Origin of the sequence: Oscillatoria nigro-viridis PCC 7112, assembly GCF_000317475.1 — a bacterium.
Taxonomy (GTDB): Bacteria; Cyanobacteriota; Cyanobacteriia; order Cyanobacteriales; family Microcoleaceae; genus Microcoleus; species Microcoleus nigroviridis.
In genome coordinates this window covers 6,313,283-6,330,013 of record NC_019729.1, presented here as the reverse complement: position 1 = coordinate 6,330,013, position 16,731 = coordinate 6,313,283, and the positions used below count along the sequence as shown (strand labels likewise).

At 43.0% G+C, this 16,731-nt stretch carries 14 protein-coding genes and 4 pseudogenes; 9 read left to right on the top strand and 9 right to left on the bottom strand.

Annotated elements, in window-relative coordinates; genetic code table 11:
• Positions 1-131: 131 nt before the first annotated feature.
• From OSC7112_RS26375 to OSC7112_RS40210, 4 genes are all read left to right on the top strand, one after another.
• On the top strand, positions 132-1,808 hold the full coding sequence (locus OSC7112_RS26375) for an ABC1 kinase family protein (RefSeq protein ID WP_015178744.1): 1,677 nt from the start codon (positions 132-134) through the stop codon (positions 1,806-1,808).
• Between the two features lie 612 nt (positions 1,809-2,420).
• On the top strand, positions 2,421-3,509 hold the full coding sequence (galT, locus tag OSC7112_RS26370; RefSeq protein WP_015178743.1) for a galactose-1-phosphate uridylyltransferase: 1,089 nt from the start codon (positions 2,421-2,423) through the stop codon (positions 3,507-3,509).
• 160 nt (positions 3,510-3,669) lie between these two features.
• Positions 3,670-4,782 (top strand): M24 family metallopeptidase, encoded by a 1,113-nt coding sequence (locus tag OSC7112_RS26365; protein WP_015178742.1) that lies wholly within the window; start codon positions 3,670-3,672, stop codon positions 4,780-4,782.
• Positions 4,764-4,940: a hypothetical protein gene (locus tag OSC7112_RS40210; protein ID WP_190274454.1), complete on the top strand. Its 177-nt coding sequence runs from the start codon at positions 4,764-4,766 to the stop codon at positions 4,938-4,940. The genes OSC7112_RS26365 and OSC7112_RS40210 overlap by 19 nt, the downstream gene beginning before the upstream one ends.
• Before the next feature lie 214 nt (positions 4,941-5,154).
• Here OSC7112_RS40210 and OSC7112_RS26355 read toward each other — a convergent pair whose 3' ends face one another.
• The 3 genes from OSC7112_RS26355 to OSC7112_RS34780 form a co-directional block, all read right to left on the bottom strand.
• On the bottom strand, positions 5,155-5,406 hold the full coding sequence (locus OSC7112_RS26355) for a TIGR02450 family Trp-rich protein (RefSeq protein WP_015178741.1): 252 nt from the start codon (positions 5,404-5,406) through the stop codon (positions 5,155-5,157).
• 759 nt (positions 5,407-6,165) lie between these two features.
• Positions 6,166-6,390, bottom strand: a complete 225-nt coding sequence (locus OSC7112_RS26350; protein ID WP_006635912.1) for a hypothetical protein — start codon at positions 6,388-6,390, stop codon at positions 6,166-6,168.
• Between the two features lie 987 nt (positions 6,391-7,377).
• Positions 7,378-8,634, bottom strand: coding sequence for a hypothetical protein (locus OSC7112_RS34780; RefSeq protein WP_223300924.1), 1,257 nt, complete (start codon positions 8,632-8,634; stop codon positions 7,378-7,380).
• 36 nt (positions 8,635-8,670) lie between these two features.
• On the opposite strand from OSC7112_RS34780, the pseudogene OSC7112_RS41285 reads away from it, so the two are divergent.
• Positions 8,671-9,255, top strand: a pseudogene (locus OSC7112_RS41285) (IS701 family transposase); the annotation flags it as partial.
• Here OSC7112_RS41285 and OSC7112_RS34775 read toward each other — a convergent pair.
• From OSC7112_RS34775 to OSC7112_RS26325, 3 genes are all read right to left on the bottom strand, one after another.
• Entirely contained in the window at positions 9,238-10,992 is a 1,755-nt protein-coding gene (locus OSC7112_RS34775; protein WP_015178740.1) for an ATP-binding protein, read from the bottom strand. The pseudogene OSC7112_RS41285 and the gene OSC7112_RS34775 overlap by 18 nt on opposite strands.
• 37 nt (positions 10,993-11,029) lie before the next feature.
• Positions 11,030-11,218 (bottom strand): transposase, encoded by a 189-nt coding sequence (locus OSC7112_RS42480; RefSeq protein WP_051041557.1) that lies wholly within the window; start codon positions 11,216-11,218, stop codon positions 11,030-11,032.
• Positions 11,219-11,431: 213 nt separating this feature from the next.
• Positions 11,432-11,983, bottom strand: a complete 552-nt coding sequence (locus OSC7112_RS26325) for a DUF4339 domain-containing protein (protein ID WP_015178739.1) — start codon at positions 11,981-11,983, stop codon at positions 11,432-11,434.
• Positions 11,984-12,295: 312 nt separating this feature from the next.
• On the opposite strand from OSC7112_RS26325, the pseudogene OSC7112_RS26320 reads away from it, so the two are divergent.
• Positions 12,296-13,511, top strand: a pseudogene (locus OSC7112_RS26320) (RNA-guided endonuclease InsQ/TnpB family protein).
• Between the two features lie 125 nt (positions 13,512-13,636).
• A complete protein-coding gene (locus OSC7112_RS40205; protein WP_190274272.1) occupies positions 13,637-13,807 on the top strand; it encodes a hypothetical protein in 171 nt (56 codons plus the stop codon).
• A 192-nt stretch (positions 13,808-13,999) separates the two neighbouring features.
• On the opposite strand, the pseudogene OSC7112_RS36215 reads toward OSC7112_RS40205, so the two are convergent.
• The 3 genes and pseudogenes from OSC7112_RS36215 to OSC7112_RS40200 form a co-directional block, all read right to left on the bottom strand.
• Positions 14,000-14,750, bottom strand: a pseudogene (locus OSC7112_RS36215) (IS1 family transposase).
• Positions 14,751-14,760: 10 nt separating this feature from the next.
• Positions 14,761-15,018 (bottom strand): type II toxin-antitoxin system ParD family antitoxin, encoded by a 258-nt coding sequence (locus tag OSC7112_RS26310; protein WP_015178738.1) that lies wholly within the window; start codon positions 15,016-15,018, stop codon positions 14,761-14,763.
• Between the two features lie 124 nt (positions 15,019-15,142).
• A complete protein-coding gene (locus OSC7112_RS40200) occupies positions 15,143-15,286 on the bottom strand; it encodes a hypothetical protein (protein ID WP_190274271.1) in 144 nt (47 codons plus the stop codon).
• A gap of 54 nt (positions 15,287-15,340) precedes the next feature.
• Here OSC7112_RS40200 and OSC7112_RS26305 point away from each other — a divergent pair, with 54 nt between their 5' ends.
• On the top strand, positions 15,341-15,607 hold the full coding sequence (locus OSC7112_RS26305; RefSeq protein WP_041622747.1) for a hypothetical protein: 267 nt from the start codon (positions 15,341-15,343) through the stop codon (positions 15,605-15,607).
• Positions 15,608-15,786: 179 nt separating this feature from the next.
• A pseudogene (locus tag OSC7112_RS37320) lies at positions 15,787-16,525 on the top strand (IS1 family transposase).
• The last annotated feature ends 206 nt before the right edge of the window (positions 16,526-16,731 follow it).

Here is a 16,731-nt window from a genome sequence, read left to right as displayed (position 1 = left end):
ATAGACCAAAGAAACTGAGTGTTTTAACTGTTTCAAAAGCCTGTAAACCGTCTTTTCGTACAAGCGGGTTTCAGCTTCCTGGATTGTTCCCTAAAAATTGTCACGGTGCATGGAATTCGATCGCCAATATTATGCTCACAAAAGCTGCACCTAAAACCCTGCGTTGGCAACGTTCTAAATATTCGCCACTGGCACGGCAAATAGATATTTTTGCAGCGGCAGGAAAGTTTATGTTTTTTTTGTGGTGGGACGCACTGCTGCAAAATAATTCGCCTCATACTAGAAGAATTCGCGCTCATTGGTTGGTCAATACTTTGCTGAATTTAGGCCCGACTTTTATTAAAATCGGGCAGTCTCTCTCGACTCGCGCGGATTTGCTGCCGCTTGAGTATGTGAAGGAACTCGAACAGTTGCAGGATCGGGTTCCTGAGTTTAGTTCCGAAGAGGCGATCGCTCTTGTAGAATCAGAGTTAGGCAAGGATATTTATGCTTTGTACCGCGATTTTGACCCGTCGCCGATTGCTGCTGCGAGTCTGGGACAGGTGCACAAAGCAAGGCTGCACACCGGGGAAGATGTGATTGTAAAGGTGCAGCGTCCGGGTTTGGAAAGTTTATTTGATTTGGATGTGAAGGCGGTGCGCCAAGTGATGCGTTTTTGCGATCGCTATTTGCCTGGGACGCGCAAATATGACCTAGAATCTATTTATCACGAGTTTTTTAAGATTTTATATCAAGAAATTGACTACGTGCAAGAAGGTAAAAATTCCGATCGCTTTAGCCATAATTTTCGAGAATATCCTCAAGTTATTGTCCCGAAAGTCTACTGGCAATACACGACTAAAAAAGTGCTGACTATAGAATACGCACCAGGTATTAAGGTGGACGACCGCATTAGTTTAGAGGCGATTGGAGTCGATATTGTGAAACTGAATCAACTCGGAATTTGCTGTTATTTGAAACAGTTGTTAATTGACGGTTTTTTTCAAGCTGACCCGCATCCGGGAAATTTGGCGGTGACAGAAGATGGTAGCTTGATTTTTTATGATTTTGGGATGATGGCTGAGGTGAAGTCTCTGGCTAAAGACCAAATGGTTAAGACTTTTTTTGCTGTGATGAGAAAGGATACTGACGAGGTAATCAATACTTTAATTAAGATCGGCTTGGTTGAGCCGATGCCGGATATGATGCCGGTACGCAGGCTGATTGCTTTTCTGTTGGATAAGTTTATTGATAAGCCGATCGACTTTCAAGCTTTTAATGAAATTAAGAACGAACTTTACATCATGTTCGAGCAGCAACCGTTTCGCTTGCCTGCAGAAATGATGTTTATTATCAAGTCGGTGACGACTCTCGACGGCATTGCGAGAACTCTCGACCCGGACTATAATTTCCTAGCATCCGCTCAGCCTTTTGTCAAGAGTATTGCGGTGAGCAAGGGGCGGGGAAATGCGATCGGAGAATTGGCAAGGCAAGCGCGAAGTTTTATCACATATAAGTTGCAGCAGCCAAGTAAAGCGGAAGTTTTTTTCAAACGTTTAGAGAAGCGGATAGAAGATGGCGAGTTGCAAATAAGAGTGCGAAATATCGAGAGCGAAAGAGCCTTGAAACGCATTCATTTAGCCCTGAAAACTCTAATTTTTGCTTGTCTGACTGGTTTTGTGTTTCTGTCGGGTGCTGTGCTGCTGGTGGGCGGATATCAAACGGGGGCGATCGCAGCTTTTGCGGTTGCGGGATTCAGTGGCTTGTTTGTGTTGCGCTCGTTGTTAGACTTGTTGGTTAAGGAAAAGCTCGATCGAATCGTCGATTGATAAATATACTGGGTAATTGGGAATTGCGATCGTAGTCAGGACATTAGCCCTCATTAAAAAGACTAATGCTGACTCATGTCTCCTGCAATAGTTAGTCTGACCAGTATCCTTTCCTACTCCTATATCTTAGACTTCTTGCAAAAGTCCTTTCGATCAAATTTTCGGACGGGCTCTCCGGCCCATCTCACAAGAGAAAAAACTTTTTGTGGGACGGGCCGGAGAGCCCGTCCCAGCTATTTTTGCAAGAGGTCTCTTGTTAAACAGGAGAATTGGTGATTTTTTGAACCATCAAGTTTTTAATCTCGTGAAGATCGCTCTTGATGAGATAAAAAGGAGCTCCCTGTTTGGGAACACTATATATAGGGGGCCTGCGTAAGTCCTGTCAAAGCTAAACTCCTCTTAGATACGACTCAACAACTCATGAGTCCTCATAGCGAGCACTTTAGCTAAACGTGGGTTTCAACCCCTGGCGGACTGGCGGACGATCGGCTGACGTTGGTACTGCAAACTAAACTTGTTAACATAATTTGCGACTTTAGGTAGGGGCGGATTCTCAAAGCACGAAGTTATACTCCTAACATATATTAAACGCGATCGCCCGCCCTACAAAAAATGTACGCCCAAACATTGCTAAAACCCGACGGCCGCCCACTCACACTGTACAGCCGCTACCCAATCCCAGAAGGTATCGCGGCCGTAAGTCCCAGCAATGAACCCGTACAGGCAAACCCGCACTTTCGCTGGCATCCTTTGCGGGGGGAATGGGTAGCATACGCCAGCCACCGTCAGGGAAGAACTTTCATGCCGCCGCCGGAATACAACCCGCTAGCAGCTACAATTAACCCTAAGTTTCCGACAGAATTGCCGCCGGGAGATTACGATGTAGCAGTGTTTGACAACCGCTTTCCCTCGATGACTTTGCAAGCAAAAAATGCACCTGCAAGTATTGTCGAAACTTTGCCAGCTAAAGGCATTTGCGAAGTCGTGGTTTTCACTCAAGATCCCCTGGCTTCCCTCGGCGCTTTGGAGTTATCTCACTTGGAATTGCTGTTAGAAGTATGGGCCGATCGCACTTCAGTTATCGGCAGCAATCCCGAAATTGAATACGTCTTGCCCTTTGAAAATCGCGGTGTGGAAGTCGGAGTAACTTTGCACCATCCCCACGGTCAAATTTACGCTTATCCGTTCGTCCCACCGGTGCCGGCACGGATGTTAGAATGTCAGTCGGTTTACTATCAAAAAAACAGTAGCGGTTTGCTGCAAGATTTGATTCAAAAAGAGATTTCCGACAAACAGCGAATTATTTATTTAGACGAAGAGGCGATCGCCTTTGTCCCCGCTTGTGCCCGCTACCCTTACGAAGTGTGGATGGCCCCGATCGCCCCCGCTGCTACATTTATCGATTTGACGGAAAAACAGCGGCAATCACTCGCTAAGGCCTTAAAAACAGTCACCCTCAAATACGACGGTTTGTGGCATCGCCCGTTCCCTTATTTGATGGCTTGGTTTCAAGGGCCCACAGACGGGAAGCCCCATCCCGAAGCGCATTTGCACGCCCAATTTTATCCGCCCTATCGATCGAGCGATCGATTAAAATACCTAGCAGGAACCGAACTCGCCGCCGGAATGTTTGCCAACGACGCTTTACCCGAAGAAAAAGCTAAAGAATTGCAAGCAGTATCTATCGATTTTAGATTTTAGATTTTAGATTTTAGATTTTAGAGATCGCAGATTTTAGATTTAGGAAATGTTAACTAAAATCAGTGACTTTCTTCCTTCTTCCTTCTTCCTTCCCCCTTCAGGGGCAGCAGGGGGAGTTGACTTCTTCCTTCTTCCTTCTTCCTTCTTCCTTCTTCCATATATGATAAACTCATTAAACCCAGAAGTTGACAGCAAACTCGAATTCATCCGCAAAGCCTTAACCGAAACAAAAGCGATCGCCCTTCGCTTGCGAGGCACTGACTGGTTTGCCTGGGCCACAGCCGGCGGTTCCCATACAGTATTGCTAACCGCAGAAACCGGAGTGGCAGAACTTTTAATCACCGCCGAAACAGCTTGGGTTCTCACCGATGAAATCGAAGCTCAACGCTTGCAAGATGAAGAATTGCCAGCCAACTTTCAACTGCACATCTATCCTTGGGCTGATGTTGCACAGCGCGAAGCTTTCGTCAAAGAAATTACTGGTGGCGGTAACGTCATGAGCGATCGGCCAAATTCCCAAGAAACACCAATAATCGCATCTCTACAATCCCGCAAACAGGCAATGATGTCAAGCGAATTAGAGCGATACCGGCGAGTCGGGCGTCTAGCCAGCGAAGCGATGACAGAGGTACTTTCCGCAGCAAAACCAACATGGACAGAATATCAGCTAGCGGGAGCCGGTGCAGAAGCTTTGTGGGCGAGAGGTTTGCATCCAGCCCTGACATTAGTTGCTGGAGAAAGGCGTTTGCCGCTGTACCGCCACGCCACAGCAACCGCCGAACCAATTGGACGACAAGCAATGTTAGTATTTTGCGCGAGGGGATGGGGTTTGTATGCAAATTTAACTAGATTTGTCTGTTTCGATTTTCTTGGGGAAAAGCATTCAGAGTTGCACCGACAAGTCAGGGAAATTGAAGCCACAGCGCTAAATTTTTGCCGGCCGGGAGTTAGGCTGAATGCGGTTTATGATACGCTTAAAACTGCTTATGAAGAGCACGGATATCCTCAAGCAATTGCGGAACACCATCAAGGCGGAACTACCGGATATTTGGCGCGGGAAATTGTGGCGAATCCGGGTACTTCAGATATTTTGGCAGAAAATATGGCTGTGGCTTGGAATCCGAGTTTGTCGGGAGCAAAAATTGAGGATACGTTTGTAATTCACAGCGATGGAACGTTGGAAAATTTGACTTTCGATCCGAATTGGCCCAGTGTAGAAGTAGCGGGAAGGTTGCGCCCTGTGCCGCTGGAAATATGGGACGATCGACCTTAGTCAATCTCAAGCAGTACCGAGCGATCGCAACCCGCTACCACAAACGCGCTGCCAACATTTTAGGTGCAATTTATCTGGCAGCTTCTGTCATTTGGCTTAATTTAGGACACGACAAGCGAGGAAAAAAGGAAACCACCATACAAAAAACATTAAATTGAGTTCGGCTCGCCGTACTTAATGTTTTGTTACATACTTATGATTTTTCCCACCGACATACTTAAGCAAAAACGCTGCTACATCAGAGTTTCCAGGACTTGCAGTCATGTAAAAAATTTTTCAAAACCGGGAAAGTCTCACTCCGTATTGGTTTGGATCGGAACTATAGCAGCAGGCGGCGGAAGTTCCGCTCGCTCTGCCCCACAGCCCTGTCTTTTAGTCTGCCGTTTCTAATTCCTCTAATTCTTGCGTAGACTGCCATCCAGCTTGCCAGAGCGATCGGTCTTTGAGCTGTGCGGCGTTCACCCAAAAACGGACATTTGGATCGCAAGCCGCCACCATTTCTGCAAATACCCATTTACCTTCGTTTTTTCGGTTGACCACTTGAAAGTGCCGCCACCCCCAAGTTTTTTGGTGTGAAGTCCATCGGGAACCAACTAAATAAGGAAATTTTTGTTTTTTGCTCACAGAATTTTTGTGGAAAAATATATTAGAAAGCAAGTGAATTGTAATATAGCAATCCTAAATCCTTTGTGTAATTCTTGTAGGGGCAAACCCCTCGTGGTTGCCCCCATGAGGCAGGGGTAGGCAAAGAAAGGCACTATCCCTACATCTTTGTACGACTCCTGCAAGGATTGCTATAACTCGTTCTGTTTGATGATATTCATTCCCTATTAAAGCTCGTCAAATCCTCTCCCCCTCTCCCCTTCTCTCGAACCTACCAGATAATATAGAGCCGCTGCTGCTTACAGGAAAGTTCACCTAAACTCTATCTGCAAGTAGATGCGTTTATTGTAACTTGCACCAGTTTCGCATCGGGGTTCAAAAGTAAGGGCAGTTCAATGACTGCCCCTGTAATTAGTTATACCTATTGAATAGGATAATTTTTCAGGCGATCCACAAATAGCAAATTTATCCAGTACCAGCTAAATCGTGAATCTCAAATCTAAAAGCAAATAACCCAGGTTATAGTTGTGCAGAATAATCCTTTCTGTGAAACTTACTCAAATCTACTTTTAGAGCAGGTTTGACGTTCACTTCCTGTGTCTGCCAAGGCGGTCGGCCGCTTCTTGTCCACAGGCGTGTTTTCGAGCCCAACTTTCCCTACAAACATTTTTTCAATCTTAATCGTGTTTCATTGATCCTGTACAGCTCAATAAAAACGCACTTTTAGGTAAGATTGACTAATTTCTTTGATTCTGTCGCTATCTCTTGATTACTTCCCTGTTAAGGCTTTTGGCCTGATAAGTCCAGAGGAAGTTGGGGAAGCCGGAGGCGAACCGCATTTGTTTGCAGCCAGAGAGTGATAGCGTGCTTCCGTTGCGGAGTCACGTACTCTCCCGGTCGGATCACGCCAGCACAGACGCCGATGTTTTTAATAAGGGTTTCTCGCTCCGATGAACTTGCACCCTGTAGCAACCTGACTTGGGCTTTGATAAAATCCACGTTCATAGCTGAAAGTAAAAGTAAGTAAAGAACTCAGTTAAATAGCGATGCTTTGGTTCCGATTGTAACTCTAAAACCACTTTGTATGAATCAAATTGATTCAATATCCCCAGGATGGGGATCGGAGCGTCTAGAGCTAGCCAACTTTATTTACTTTATCTGTTTTTGCTAGCAAAAGTGTCACTATGCTAGCAGTTTTGGCAGAATTATTTATAGTTAAGAACTGTTACAAATTTGGCTCGCTTTCCACAATACGGCAGAGTTTAGTGCTAATGCTACTCTCCTAAACTCAAAAAGTTCAGCATTGTCTCCAACTCCTTGCCTTCCTAGGTTTTACACTCCCCGATTGGGAAGCGATCGCTCGGGGAACATTCCTCTTCGATCGCCCCTCTTAACACCCCCACACTGGCACATCACCCTATTGATTTAGATCGTCCCGTAGACTTGGCTGTGGACTATAACTTCAGGCATACGTGTTGTTACCGGGGCTACAATAAGCGAGCAAGTTTTTATTGTTGTTTCTCAAGGATATATTTTTGGGATTTTCTTGCAAAGCCCTTATTTGTGTTAATTAAGGCAGCTTTGCGATCTCCGGGCCAACGAAGACTCGCAGCTTGAGAATCCAGATATTTTGTGCAGTGTGGCGGTGAATCTGTTTCCTGAATTCATTGGGGGCGATCGCTCGTCCGCGAGAATTGCCAGTAACGGCTCATTTTGTATAATTCATCACATATCTGTCGCTGCTAAGAATTTAAAAACAGCACAAGTTTAAACAGTATTCGTATCCGCTCAATAAATCGGGGTCACAGCAAAAAAAGAAGGTTCACAATTTAGGCACAGCATGGTAAAATATGACGTATTATCAATCATAAAATCAAGAATGTCATAGTATTTTTTAGCCACTAAAGTCACAATTAACCGTGGGTTTATACGACACTTATTAAAGGAATCAAGGAGCAATAATTCAGAGCATTTATATTTTTTTGAATTTCTTCAATAATCCCAGGACATACCGAAAGAACAAAGAGAAGAGTGTTCACGAATAATCATCCCCAAAGATGGAATATTTCCCCGGTGAGAAATACGGTCGTTCATATATTCAAAAAAGCTAATTCCTAATTTGCGGGTAGTCGCCACCAGAGACATGAAAACATCCATCGCCTTAGTTCCTTCACAAGTTTGGGTTGCATAACTAATATTTCGTCGCTGCACGATTGTTCTAGCAGCTAATTCGGCAGGGTTATTATGTAAAGGTAATTCCGGATGCTCCAAAACTAAAAGCAATTCAGATATTTTACTCAAAGTTAATTTTTTTCGTTCATCTAATTGTTCATAACCACTTAGACTGCCAAAAATTTCCAAAAAATTTGATTTGAGTCTGAGCTTCTCTAACCCAGATGGAGAGTTTTTGTAAGCTAATAATTCTCGGTAGTAATCCCAAAAATCATCAAGAAACTTGTCTAACTTTTTTTGATGACAAGTAACAAATGGACTTAACTTTTTATAATGTCTTGCTTCATGCACCCAACATAAAGATAAATCATCTGTGAGTAATTTAAACAGGGGTGCATCATCAGTCACCAGAGTTTTTATTACCGGAATCTGGGATTGCTGAGCATAAAAAGCAATCGCTGCTGCCTCGAAAATCCTGGTACGATGTTGAGAGCCAGCAGAACCCAGATTTTGATTCAGCAAGGAGTTAAACTCATCACCCTTCAACGGAATTTCTCTTAGCAATCCTTTAATTTGATGGCTCCACTTCTGGGGTACATTGAACTTATCTAATAGCTGGTAAGTAAGTGGAGATAGAATAAACTTAAGTTCTCGGTTGTTCTGTAATACTCCAAGTACGCTTAATCGGTCTTTTCTTAAGGTTGTAGAATAAACTGTATATAATGGGTTGCCAATTATATTTGTAGTGTGATTTACTCCTTTAACACGCGCACTTGTTTGGTCTAAGTGTTGCCAGGGGCTACTTGCTAATCCGGATACATACACTTCGTTAAATTCTGATTCAAACTTTGATGAATTATTTACCAGCAGATTTGATAAATAACCGGCTGACATGGAAATCCCAATATTGCTTAAAAAATCTAATAGCTTCCCTTGAGTCATGTTTCCCCCGTAATACAGGCTCATAACTAACGCTTTTATTCCCGGGCCAAACTCTCCATCATATCCGGATAGTAACGATGCTAAGTATGTTTTCTTTTCAGAAGGTGAGTAATACTTCTCTTTCCGGAATAACACGTTATCTGTTTTCAGTAAAATGTCTTGAACTATTACATTATTTGTGGTGATAATCCGGAAATTAAATATTGGCAAATCACAACTGATAAAGAGGCGCTGCCCAAAAACACTACTTGGTATGTAATGAGTAAATTTCCCAACATTACACCCAGAGAAGTAGGTAATTTTTATGGTTTAAGAACTTGGGTAGAATATGGTTTGAAGCAAAGTAAAAACGAATTAGGATGGGCAGATTTTCGCTTAACTAATTATCCACAAATAGAAAAATGGTGGGAAATTATTTTTAGCGCTTATTTGATGGTTAGTCTCCACTCTGAACAACTGCTAAAATTACCACCACAATCTGAATCTAATTTTTCATCACATCCAGGGTGGGATCGAGGAAATGGGTGGAAGAATATTCTTAACAACCTCCGTTTAATACTTCAACCATTTGTACTATTTAACTTGATTAAACCTTGGCTACAAGTTTTTACTGTTCCTAAGTTATCCGAGGGCTTTTTTAAACTTCAAATGCTTGTCAATAATTTAAGTCGTTCAATTTTTCCAAACCTCAATATCCCTGATTTCCACTTTTCCTCTGCTTATAGTGACAAAAGAGGGTTAATTCTTGTTAGTTAAAGGAATAGCAATCGCAAATTCCGTTCCCTTTCCTGGTTCGGAGACGCATTCGATTTTTCCGCCGTGTCTCTCTACTATAATTTGGTAAGTTATTGATAAGCCGATTCCCGTACCTTTGCCTACTGGTTTAGTAGTATAAAATGGATCGAATATTTTCCGTCGGACTTCTTCTTTCATTCCCGATCCATTATCTGAAATCCTAATTTCGGCCATTTTGCCCTTAAGTTGAGTAGCAATCTGAATCGTCGGAATGAAATATAGATCCTGAGAATTCGGCGACGATAGCTTCTCTTGCAAAGTATCGATCGCGTTGTTGATTAAATTCAAAAAAGCCTGGTTTAATTGTCCTGCATAACACTCGATTGCTGGTAAATCTCCATATTCTTTCACAATTCTAATTTCCGAGTGATGCGAGTTAGCTTTTAAGCGATTTTGCAAAATTAATAGCGTACTATCAATGCCTTCATGGAGATTTACTTTTTTGCGGTCCGACTCATCTAAACGCGAAAAATTACGTAATGACAGGACGATCTGCTGGATGCGTTCGGTTCCGAATTTCATCGAGTTGATAGTTTTTGGTAAGTCTTTAACTAAAAATTCTAAGTCTATATTATCAGCTTCTAGTTTAATTTCTTGGGCAGGTTCGGGATAGTATCTTTGATACAAATCTAACAAACGAATTAAATCAGCTACATACTCGCTGGAATAACTAATATTACCGTGGATAAAGTTTACTGGATTGTTAATCTCATGCGCGACACCTGCTACCATCTGACCCAAACTCGACATTTTTTCAGCTTGAATCATCATTGTTTGGGTACGTCGTAGTTCCTCCAAAAGAGATTCTAACTGTAAAGCTCTTTCTCTTAGTTTTGCTGGCGTACTTACCAAAACAAATATTGCACCTCCCGTTAATATAGCACTAAAACTAGCAGCTATCCACAACCTCTTAAAAATAGGTGAATTCTCAATCCAACCATTTTGGGGAATAGCTGCTAACTGCCAGGAACCATTAGGTAAAGTTACTTCTAAAGTAACAGGCGATTGCTGGAAAACCTTAGCATTTCCAAAAAACACTTCTCCCGCAGCGCCTAATCCATCTTTCCCCCGAATCGCATATTTAAGCTTGGCAGATGAGTCTAATAGTCCCGCTTCTTTTAATAAAATATTCCAATCAATACCAATGCTTACCATTCCCCAATAGCGACCGCTTTCAGGAGGTTTGCCGACAGGAGTCAGAAAAATTGGGGTACGAGTAATCAAAGCCATATTACCCTGTTCGATTAATTTAACTGGTCCCGAAACTACAGTATTCCTAGTATCAATTGCTCTTTGAAATGGCTTTTTTTCTTCTGGTATTTTCAGGGGTGCAAATCCTAAAGCACCTTCTTGACCTGCTAAAGGATAAAGATGGGTTGCAATTGAATTTTTGAACAATGCAGCGCTAGGAATACCGGGTTGTTTGGCTAAGATAACTCTAGTCAAATTTTCAAACTCTGCTTGGCTAATATTTGGATTGGTTACTGAAATATAAGCTACCAAACTTTGCATTACAAATAATCGCTGGTTTAAAGACCCTTCAAGCTTAGCTCTCACCGTGCTCAGTTGGTCTAGTACAGCAACGCGGTTTCTCTGCTGGAAGTGTTCGTTTTCTAAACGAATGAATAGCTCGGCCATCGCTAAAACGAGCGTCGCTGTTAACAAGGCTGCTAGATAGGGTAAGTACCTGATTTTCACGTTCTTATTATATTAGAGCTAATTTGTAAACAAAAGATTAAGCAGACAACTTGCGGGTCATCAAACGGATGAGCGACCCGTAAATCATCGCTTCACTGGTCTGGGTGTATAGTTCAAAGTCCTTACTCAAGTGTCGAAACTGATTGAGCCAGCCAAAAGTACGCTCGACAATCCTGGGTTTAGGCAAAATCTCAAATTCCTTTGATGTCCGCTCAATTACCTCCACTCGTACCCTACTCTATCGTTGCTACCGAAAAAAATTCCCCCAAAGTTTCCGACTCTGGCTTTAGATCGGGAAATAGAGATATAACGACCTACAGCCTGAATTCCCTGCTATGCGGTTAACTCAGTCCCCAGAGAGCTTAAAAAGCCACGTTGTTGATACTGACTGGCCGTTTGTTGAGAATAAACTTTAATCTGTTGTACCCAGGATGTATGCTTATTTTTTACTGAGATATTTTGCTAGTTCTGGGACTTCACCGGCTTTTTGCCAGTCAGCTTCCCCTCGCCGAACTTTTGTGCGATCTGTGATTTTCTGAACTTCCCAGAGTTGCAGTGCGGTGTACGGCCCTTCAGGCTTACCCGATCGGAACACGTACCAGTCAGCAATTTCAGGGGCTGCTTGCTTAGCAGGTTTTACCACCCGTCGCTCTACCGGGCTTGGAGTTGGTGAGGTGGATTTCTGATTCATCTTTATTAACCATGCGCCCAGAAAACCAAATCCACCAAGGAGTCCTCCTCCGACTCCCAACATTACGACAGGAGAAGTGGCACGGTAGGGTTCCGGGGCAGCCGGAGTGGGAGAAGGTGTCGGGGAGGGGGTTGAGTCGTCGTAATTTCGGTGTCGGTTTCGCGGATAATATGGCTCGCTGCGAGTCCTTTTTCCTTTTTTCGCGGCTTCGGATGGGAGAGAAATTGTTGTGGCAGCTAACAAGCTTCCGCCTAAACGTAGCAGCAGTTTTCGGCGCGACAGTTTAGTAGAATAGTTCATGTTCTGAGAAATGATAGGGGTATCAATATTTTCTCAGAACACCCGACAAAGCAAAATAGCACTCGCAGCCCGCCAAGTATTTTATTTTTGACGGGCTGAACATTTAAAGTTCGATTAATTATAAATAATACCCTGAAAACCCCGCGACTTTAGTCCGGGGATGAAAGGGACAAAGAGGCTTTAGCCTCCCAGTCTATTTTCTGAGCTCTCAGGATGGCGCTGTCAAGTAAAACCATGTAAATCTTGGTGAACAACTAGAGGGATATTAAGCCGACTCTGGTAGCATAAGACTATCGTGATGAGGTCGAAGTCATGTTAGTTTTTGAGTTCAAAGCATCGGGTAAAAAGCAGCAATTTGACGCTGTAGATGAAGCGATTAGAACAGTGCAGTTCATCCGAAACAAAGCACTGCGGTTTTGGATGGAAAACGAAAAAGTTGATAAATACGCATTGAACAAGTATAGCGCTGTTTTAGCTAAGGAATTTCCGTTTTGCAACGAATTGAATAGCATGGCTCGACAATCTAGCTCAGAAAGAGCGTGGTCGGCAATCTCCCGATTCTACGACAACTGCAAAAAGAAAGTCCCAGGAAAAAAAGGGTTTCCGCAATTCCAGAAAGACAACCGCTCGGTAGAGTACAAAACTACGGGCTGGCGTCTGGCAGATGACCGGAAATCAATCACTTTTACCGATAAAAAAGGAATCGGCAAACTTAAATTAAAAGGAACGCGCGACTTACATTTCTCTCAGCGCAGTCAAATCAAACGAGTACGTTTGGTGAGACGGGCAGACGGATATTATGTCCAGTTTTGCATTCAAGTTGACCGTTCTGAAAAGATTGAAATCACGGGTAACGCCATCGGGTTAGATGTAGGACTTAAAGAGTTTTACACTGACTCAAATGGCATTGCAGTCGATAACCCGCGTTTCCTCCGCAAGGGAGAACGCAGGTTGAAAGAAATACCCAAAAACGAGTTTACAAAACGAGTCAAGGGTTCGACAAAACAGAAAAAAGGCTAGAGCGATTCTAGGGAAGCGCCACCTCAAAATCAGCAGACAGCGTAAAGATTTTGCCGTGAAGTTGGCAAGATGCGTCATCCAGTCTAACGACTGTGTAGTCTACGAAGATTTGATGATTAAAAATATGGTGAAGAATCACTGTCTGGCAAAATCGATTAACGACGCTTCTTGGTATATGTTCCGAATTTGGCTGGAATATTTTGGCAAAGTATTCGGAAGAATTACGATTGCCGTACCAGCTAACGGAACAAGTCAAGAATGCTCTAGTTGCGGAACAATTGTTAAGAAAAGTCTCTCAACGCGGACCCACGCTTGTCGGTGTGGATGCGTATTAGATCGTGACTGGAACGCAGCTAAAAATATCCTGAGTCGGGGATTGAGTACGGCGGGGCACGTCGGAACTTGGATCTTAGATCCGAACGCTTGTGGAGAATTGACCGCTACCGATGTTGAAGTAATTCTGCACCGGCAAGTCGATTCTGCGAATCAAGAATCTCCTCGGCTTTAGCCAGGAGAGTGTCAATTAATGCGTCTGCACTGAGGATGCGCTATCAATGAACCGCGTGACACAAGGGTATCCGCATTGTCGCTATTTGTCAGGCTGAAAACGCTTACATTAAAAATCCAGCTTGGGTGACAAAAATCCACTTTGAGGATTTTTTAGCTTTATGTAAGTGGTTGGGTATTTCTCCTGCTGAGTTGGTTCTTACCCCTATTCTGCAAAAAATTCTTGCCGCTCGCAGCGGTTCTGAGCCTGGCCCCTACGATGCTGTGATGGGAGGCTATCAACGACACAAAACTTAACACCCCCATTGGGAATCGCTGTTAACTTCGCACGGATTAGAATTCCAGCCAAAATTTGCAACCCCCATTCCGCAACCAACCCCAAGATGCCTGTCTGAGTTTGGTGTATATCCGTCTTTGGTGTATACCCGAAATCTTGGTGTACGTCACTTCTTCTGTTGGCGTTGACCAAAAAAATGGGGCGTTGCTGAATTAGGGTATGATACGAGCAAAAATACGGGAGGGGAGTCGAAAATGATTTCCGGGATTTTGATGGGGAATTGGAACCTCTCCAAATTTTAGATAATGAATTAGTAATTTAATTGAATACCTTAGCATTTTTTCACACTTAGAATCACAAAGAGTTTTTCTTTTTAACCGAGCTTGCGTAATGTCTGAGTCTTGTATTTTCACCTTCAACTCTTGTCATATAGGTTTTGCGGTGGGTTCTGGTCTCCCTCCGGAATAAAATTTGGGTAAACTTTCCAGCCATCTGTTACATAAAAGTAGGATTCCCATTTACTAACTTCCGTCCATAGTGGTTCAAAATTTTTGGCGCTATGGTCGCCTAAAACCCATCCTAAAATACCTGGCTTAAAATGGTCTACCGCTGTCCACAGCCAGGTTTGGTTTTTTTTGAACCCACAAATGTTTGTAATTCATCTAATTCTCCCACTTCGGGATTTGTTTCTGGTTCGTAAAAATATGGTAAGAGTTTTCCGGCTTCTTTTACCCAATTAATGATTGTAGTATGATGTACATTTTTGACTCTTTCAATTGCTCGAAAACCCAGACCATTAACATACATTTTTAGACATTCACGCCTAACTTCTTTGGGATATCCTTTTTGAAGCTTATAATCATCTATAAATTGTCTTTTACATCGGACACAAATCTAATTCTGCTTGCCTTTTTTATGACCATTTTTATTTATATGAGTAGAATTACATTCGGGGCATTTCATAATATTGCTTTTAAATTTGTGTTATTTTTGACGCTCGGAGGACAACTTCATCATACCATAGTTCAGCAACGCCATCCAGTCCAGTTACTTCACCGCTGTCTAGCCCTACCTGAATTTCCTGCCGCAATTCCTGCAAGCGAATTTGTTGGAATTGTTCCCGTTCTTTCAGCAGGCGCAATCCTTCACGGATCACCTCGCTGGCAGAATAATACAGTCCGCTTGACACTTTCTCCTGGGCGTACTGCTCTAACTCCGGTGTCAAAGACACGTTGATGCCTGAGTCCTCCTGTAATTTGGGCTATTCCATTTTGAGTTGAATAACAGGGAATAGCAATTGTTGTTATTATACTACCAAAAAACTCGCTCTTGCGTACAAGCGGGTTGAGCAATTGTTAAAGTAACTCTACAAATCCTTGCATCCAAAATTTAAAATCCTCAAGCCTCGCCCTCTTGCGATCGGGGTCAATCCAAAATCCTTGCATCCAAAATCGATTGACTCGATCGAGCGATCGCACCCAACATTTTGAGCAAAGCAAGTTTATGTTTTCAACCGATCGAGCGAGCGGTTGAAAAATTTTGGCGATCGTGCAATGAAACTCTTAACTCCACAAGACATCCTCAAGCGTTACTCAAAACACCGGACAGCTATTGACAGCCCCGGCTCCTTTTACTCTGCTTTAGAAACAAAAGTAATGATGAGAGCTAATCCGCCCGTTAAGCCTGAAATATCAACCGCTATCCCAACTTTTTTGACACCCAATAAACTTAAAATAGCTCAGTTGCAAGCTACACTTAAAACTCCCTACCAACTGATCGATACTGCTTTCAATCTTGCAACAGCCCTTCAAGCATTCTAACAAGGAAAAATCATCGGTATAGACTGCGAAACAACAGGGCTTAACCCCTACCAAGCCAAAATTAGATTGTTACAACTTGCCATTCCTGACCATCCAGTAATCATTGTGGTAGTGCTTTTTTGTAAAGTACAGATAAAAATAGTCAAATAGAGCGACTTTCGTGAGAGAGGAATGATGGAATGAAATTGGATTTAAGTTGCCCAACGTGTGGCTCTGATGACATTATGAAAAATGGGACAACGCGCAGAGGCAAGCTTTCACCATAAATGTCGAGACTGTGGAAGACAGTTTGTGGAGAATCCACAGTGGAAACCAAAAGACAAAGACACCATCGCATTGGTAAAATTATTATTACTGGAAAAAATCCCATTAGCCGGAATAGTCAGAGCAGTAGGTGTGTCAGCAAGCTGGCTCCTTGCATTATGTCAACAAATATTATCAACAGGTAGAGCAGCAAGCAGAAGTAGTGCCAAAAGAAAAAGGGAAGCTGACGGTTCAAATCGACGAGTTGTGGTCATTTGTGGACAATAAAGGGAACAAGCAATGGGTCTGGCTCGCAATAGATGCTCGAACCAGAGAAATCATCGGATGTGAGATTGGAGACCGTTCGCGGACATCAGCTTTCGCAACTCTGGGATTCATTACCAGGGGTATATAAGCAGTGCGCCTGCAGTGTATACGGACATCTGGGAGGCGTATGAAAAGGTAGTGCCAAGCAAAAGACATTTTGCGGTAGGAAAGGAGACGGGATTAACGAGTTATATTGAAAGACTCAACAACAGGTTAAGACAGAGAATATCAAGGTTAGTAAGAAAGACATTATCATTCTCAAAGAAGCGAGAGAATCCGATCGGGGCAATTTGGAACTTCATCCACGAAGACAACCAACAAATCAGAAAAAAAATGGGGATTGGATAATAAGAGAGATTGTTTTCCTCTGTCCTTTACAAAAAATCACTACCCACTATTTTTGGTGATGATTGACTATGGTTGCCATCGCAATTAAGGCATTTTCGTCATCACTCAGGTAACAGTGAGGTCATAAACTTGGTTTGTGACGAGCGCAATTTTAACCTACATCAGATTTAACTCACGCCCTCACGTCTATTATCAGGAATTCTTAA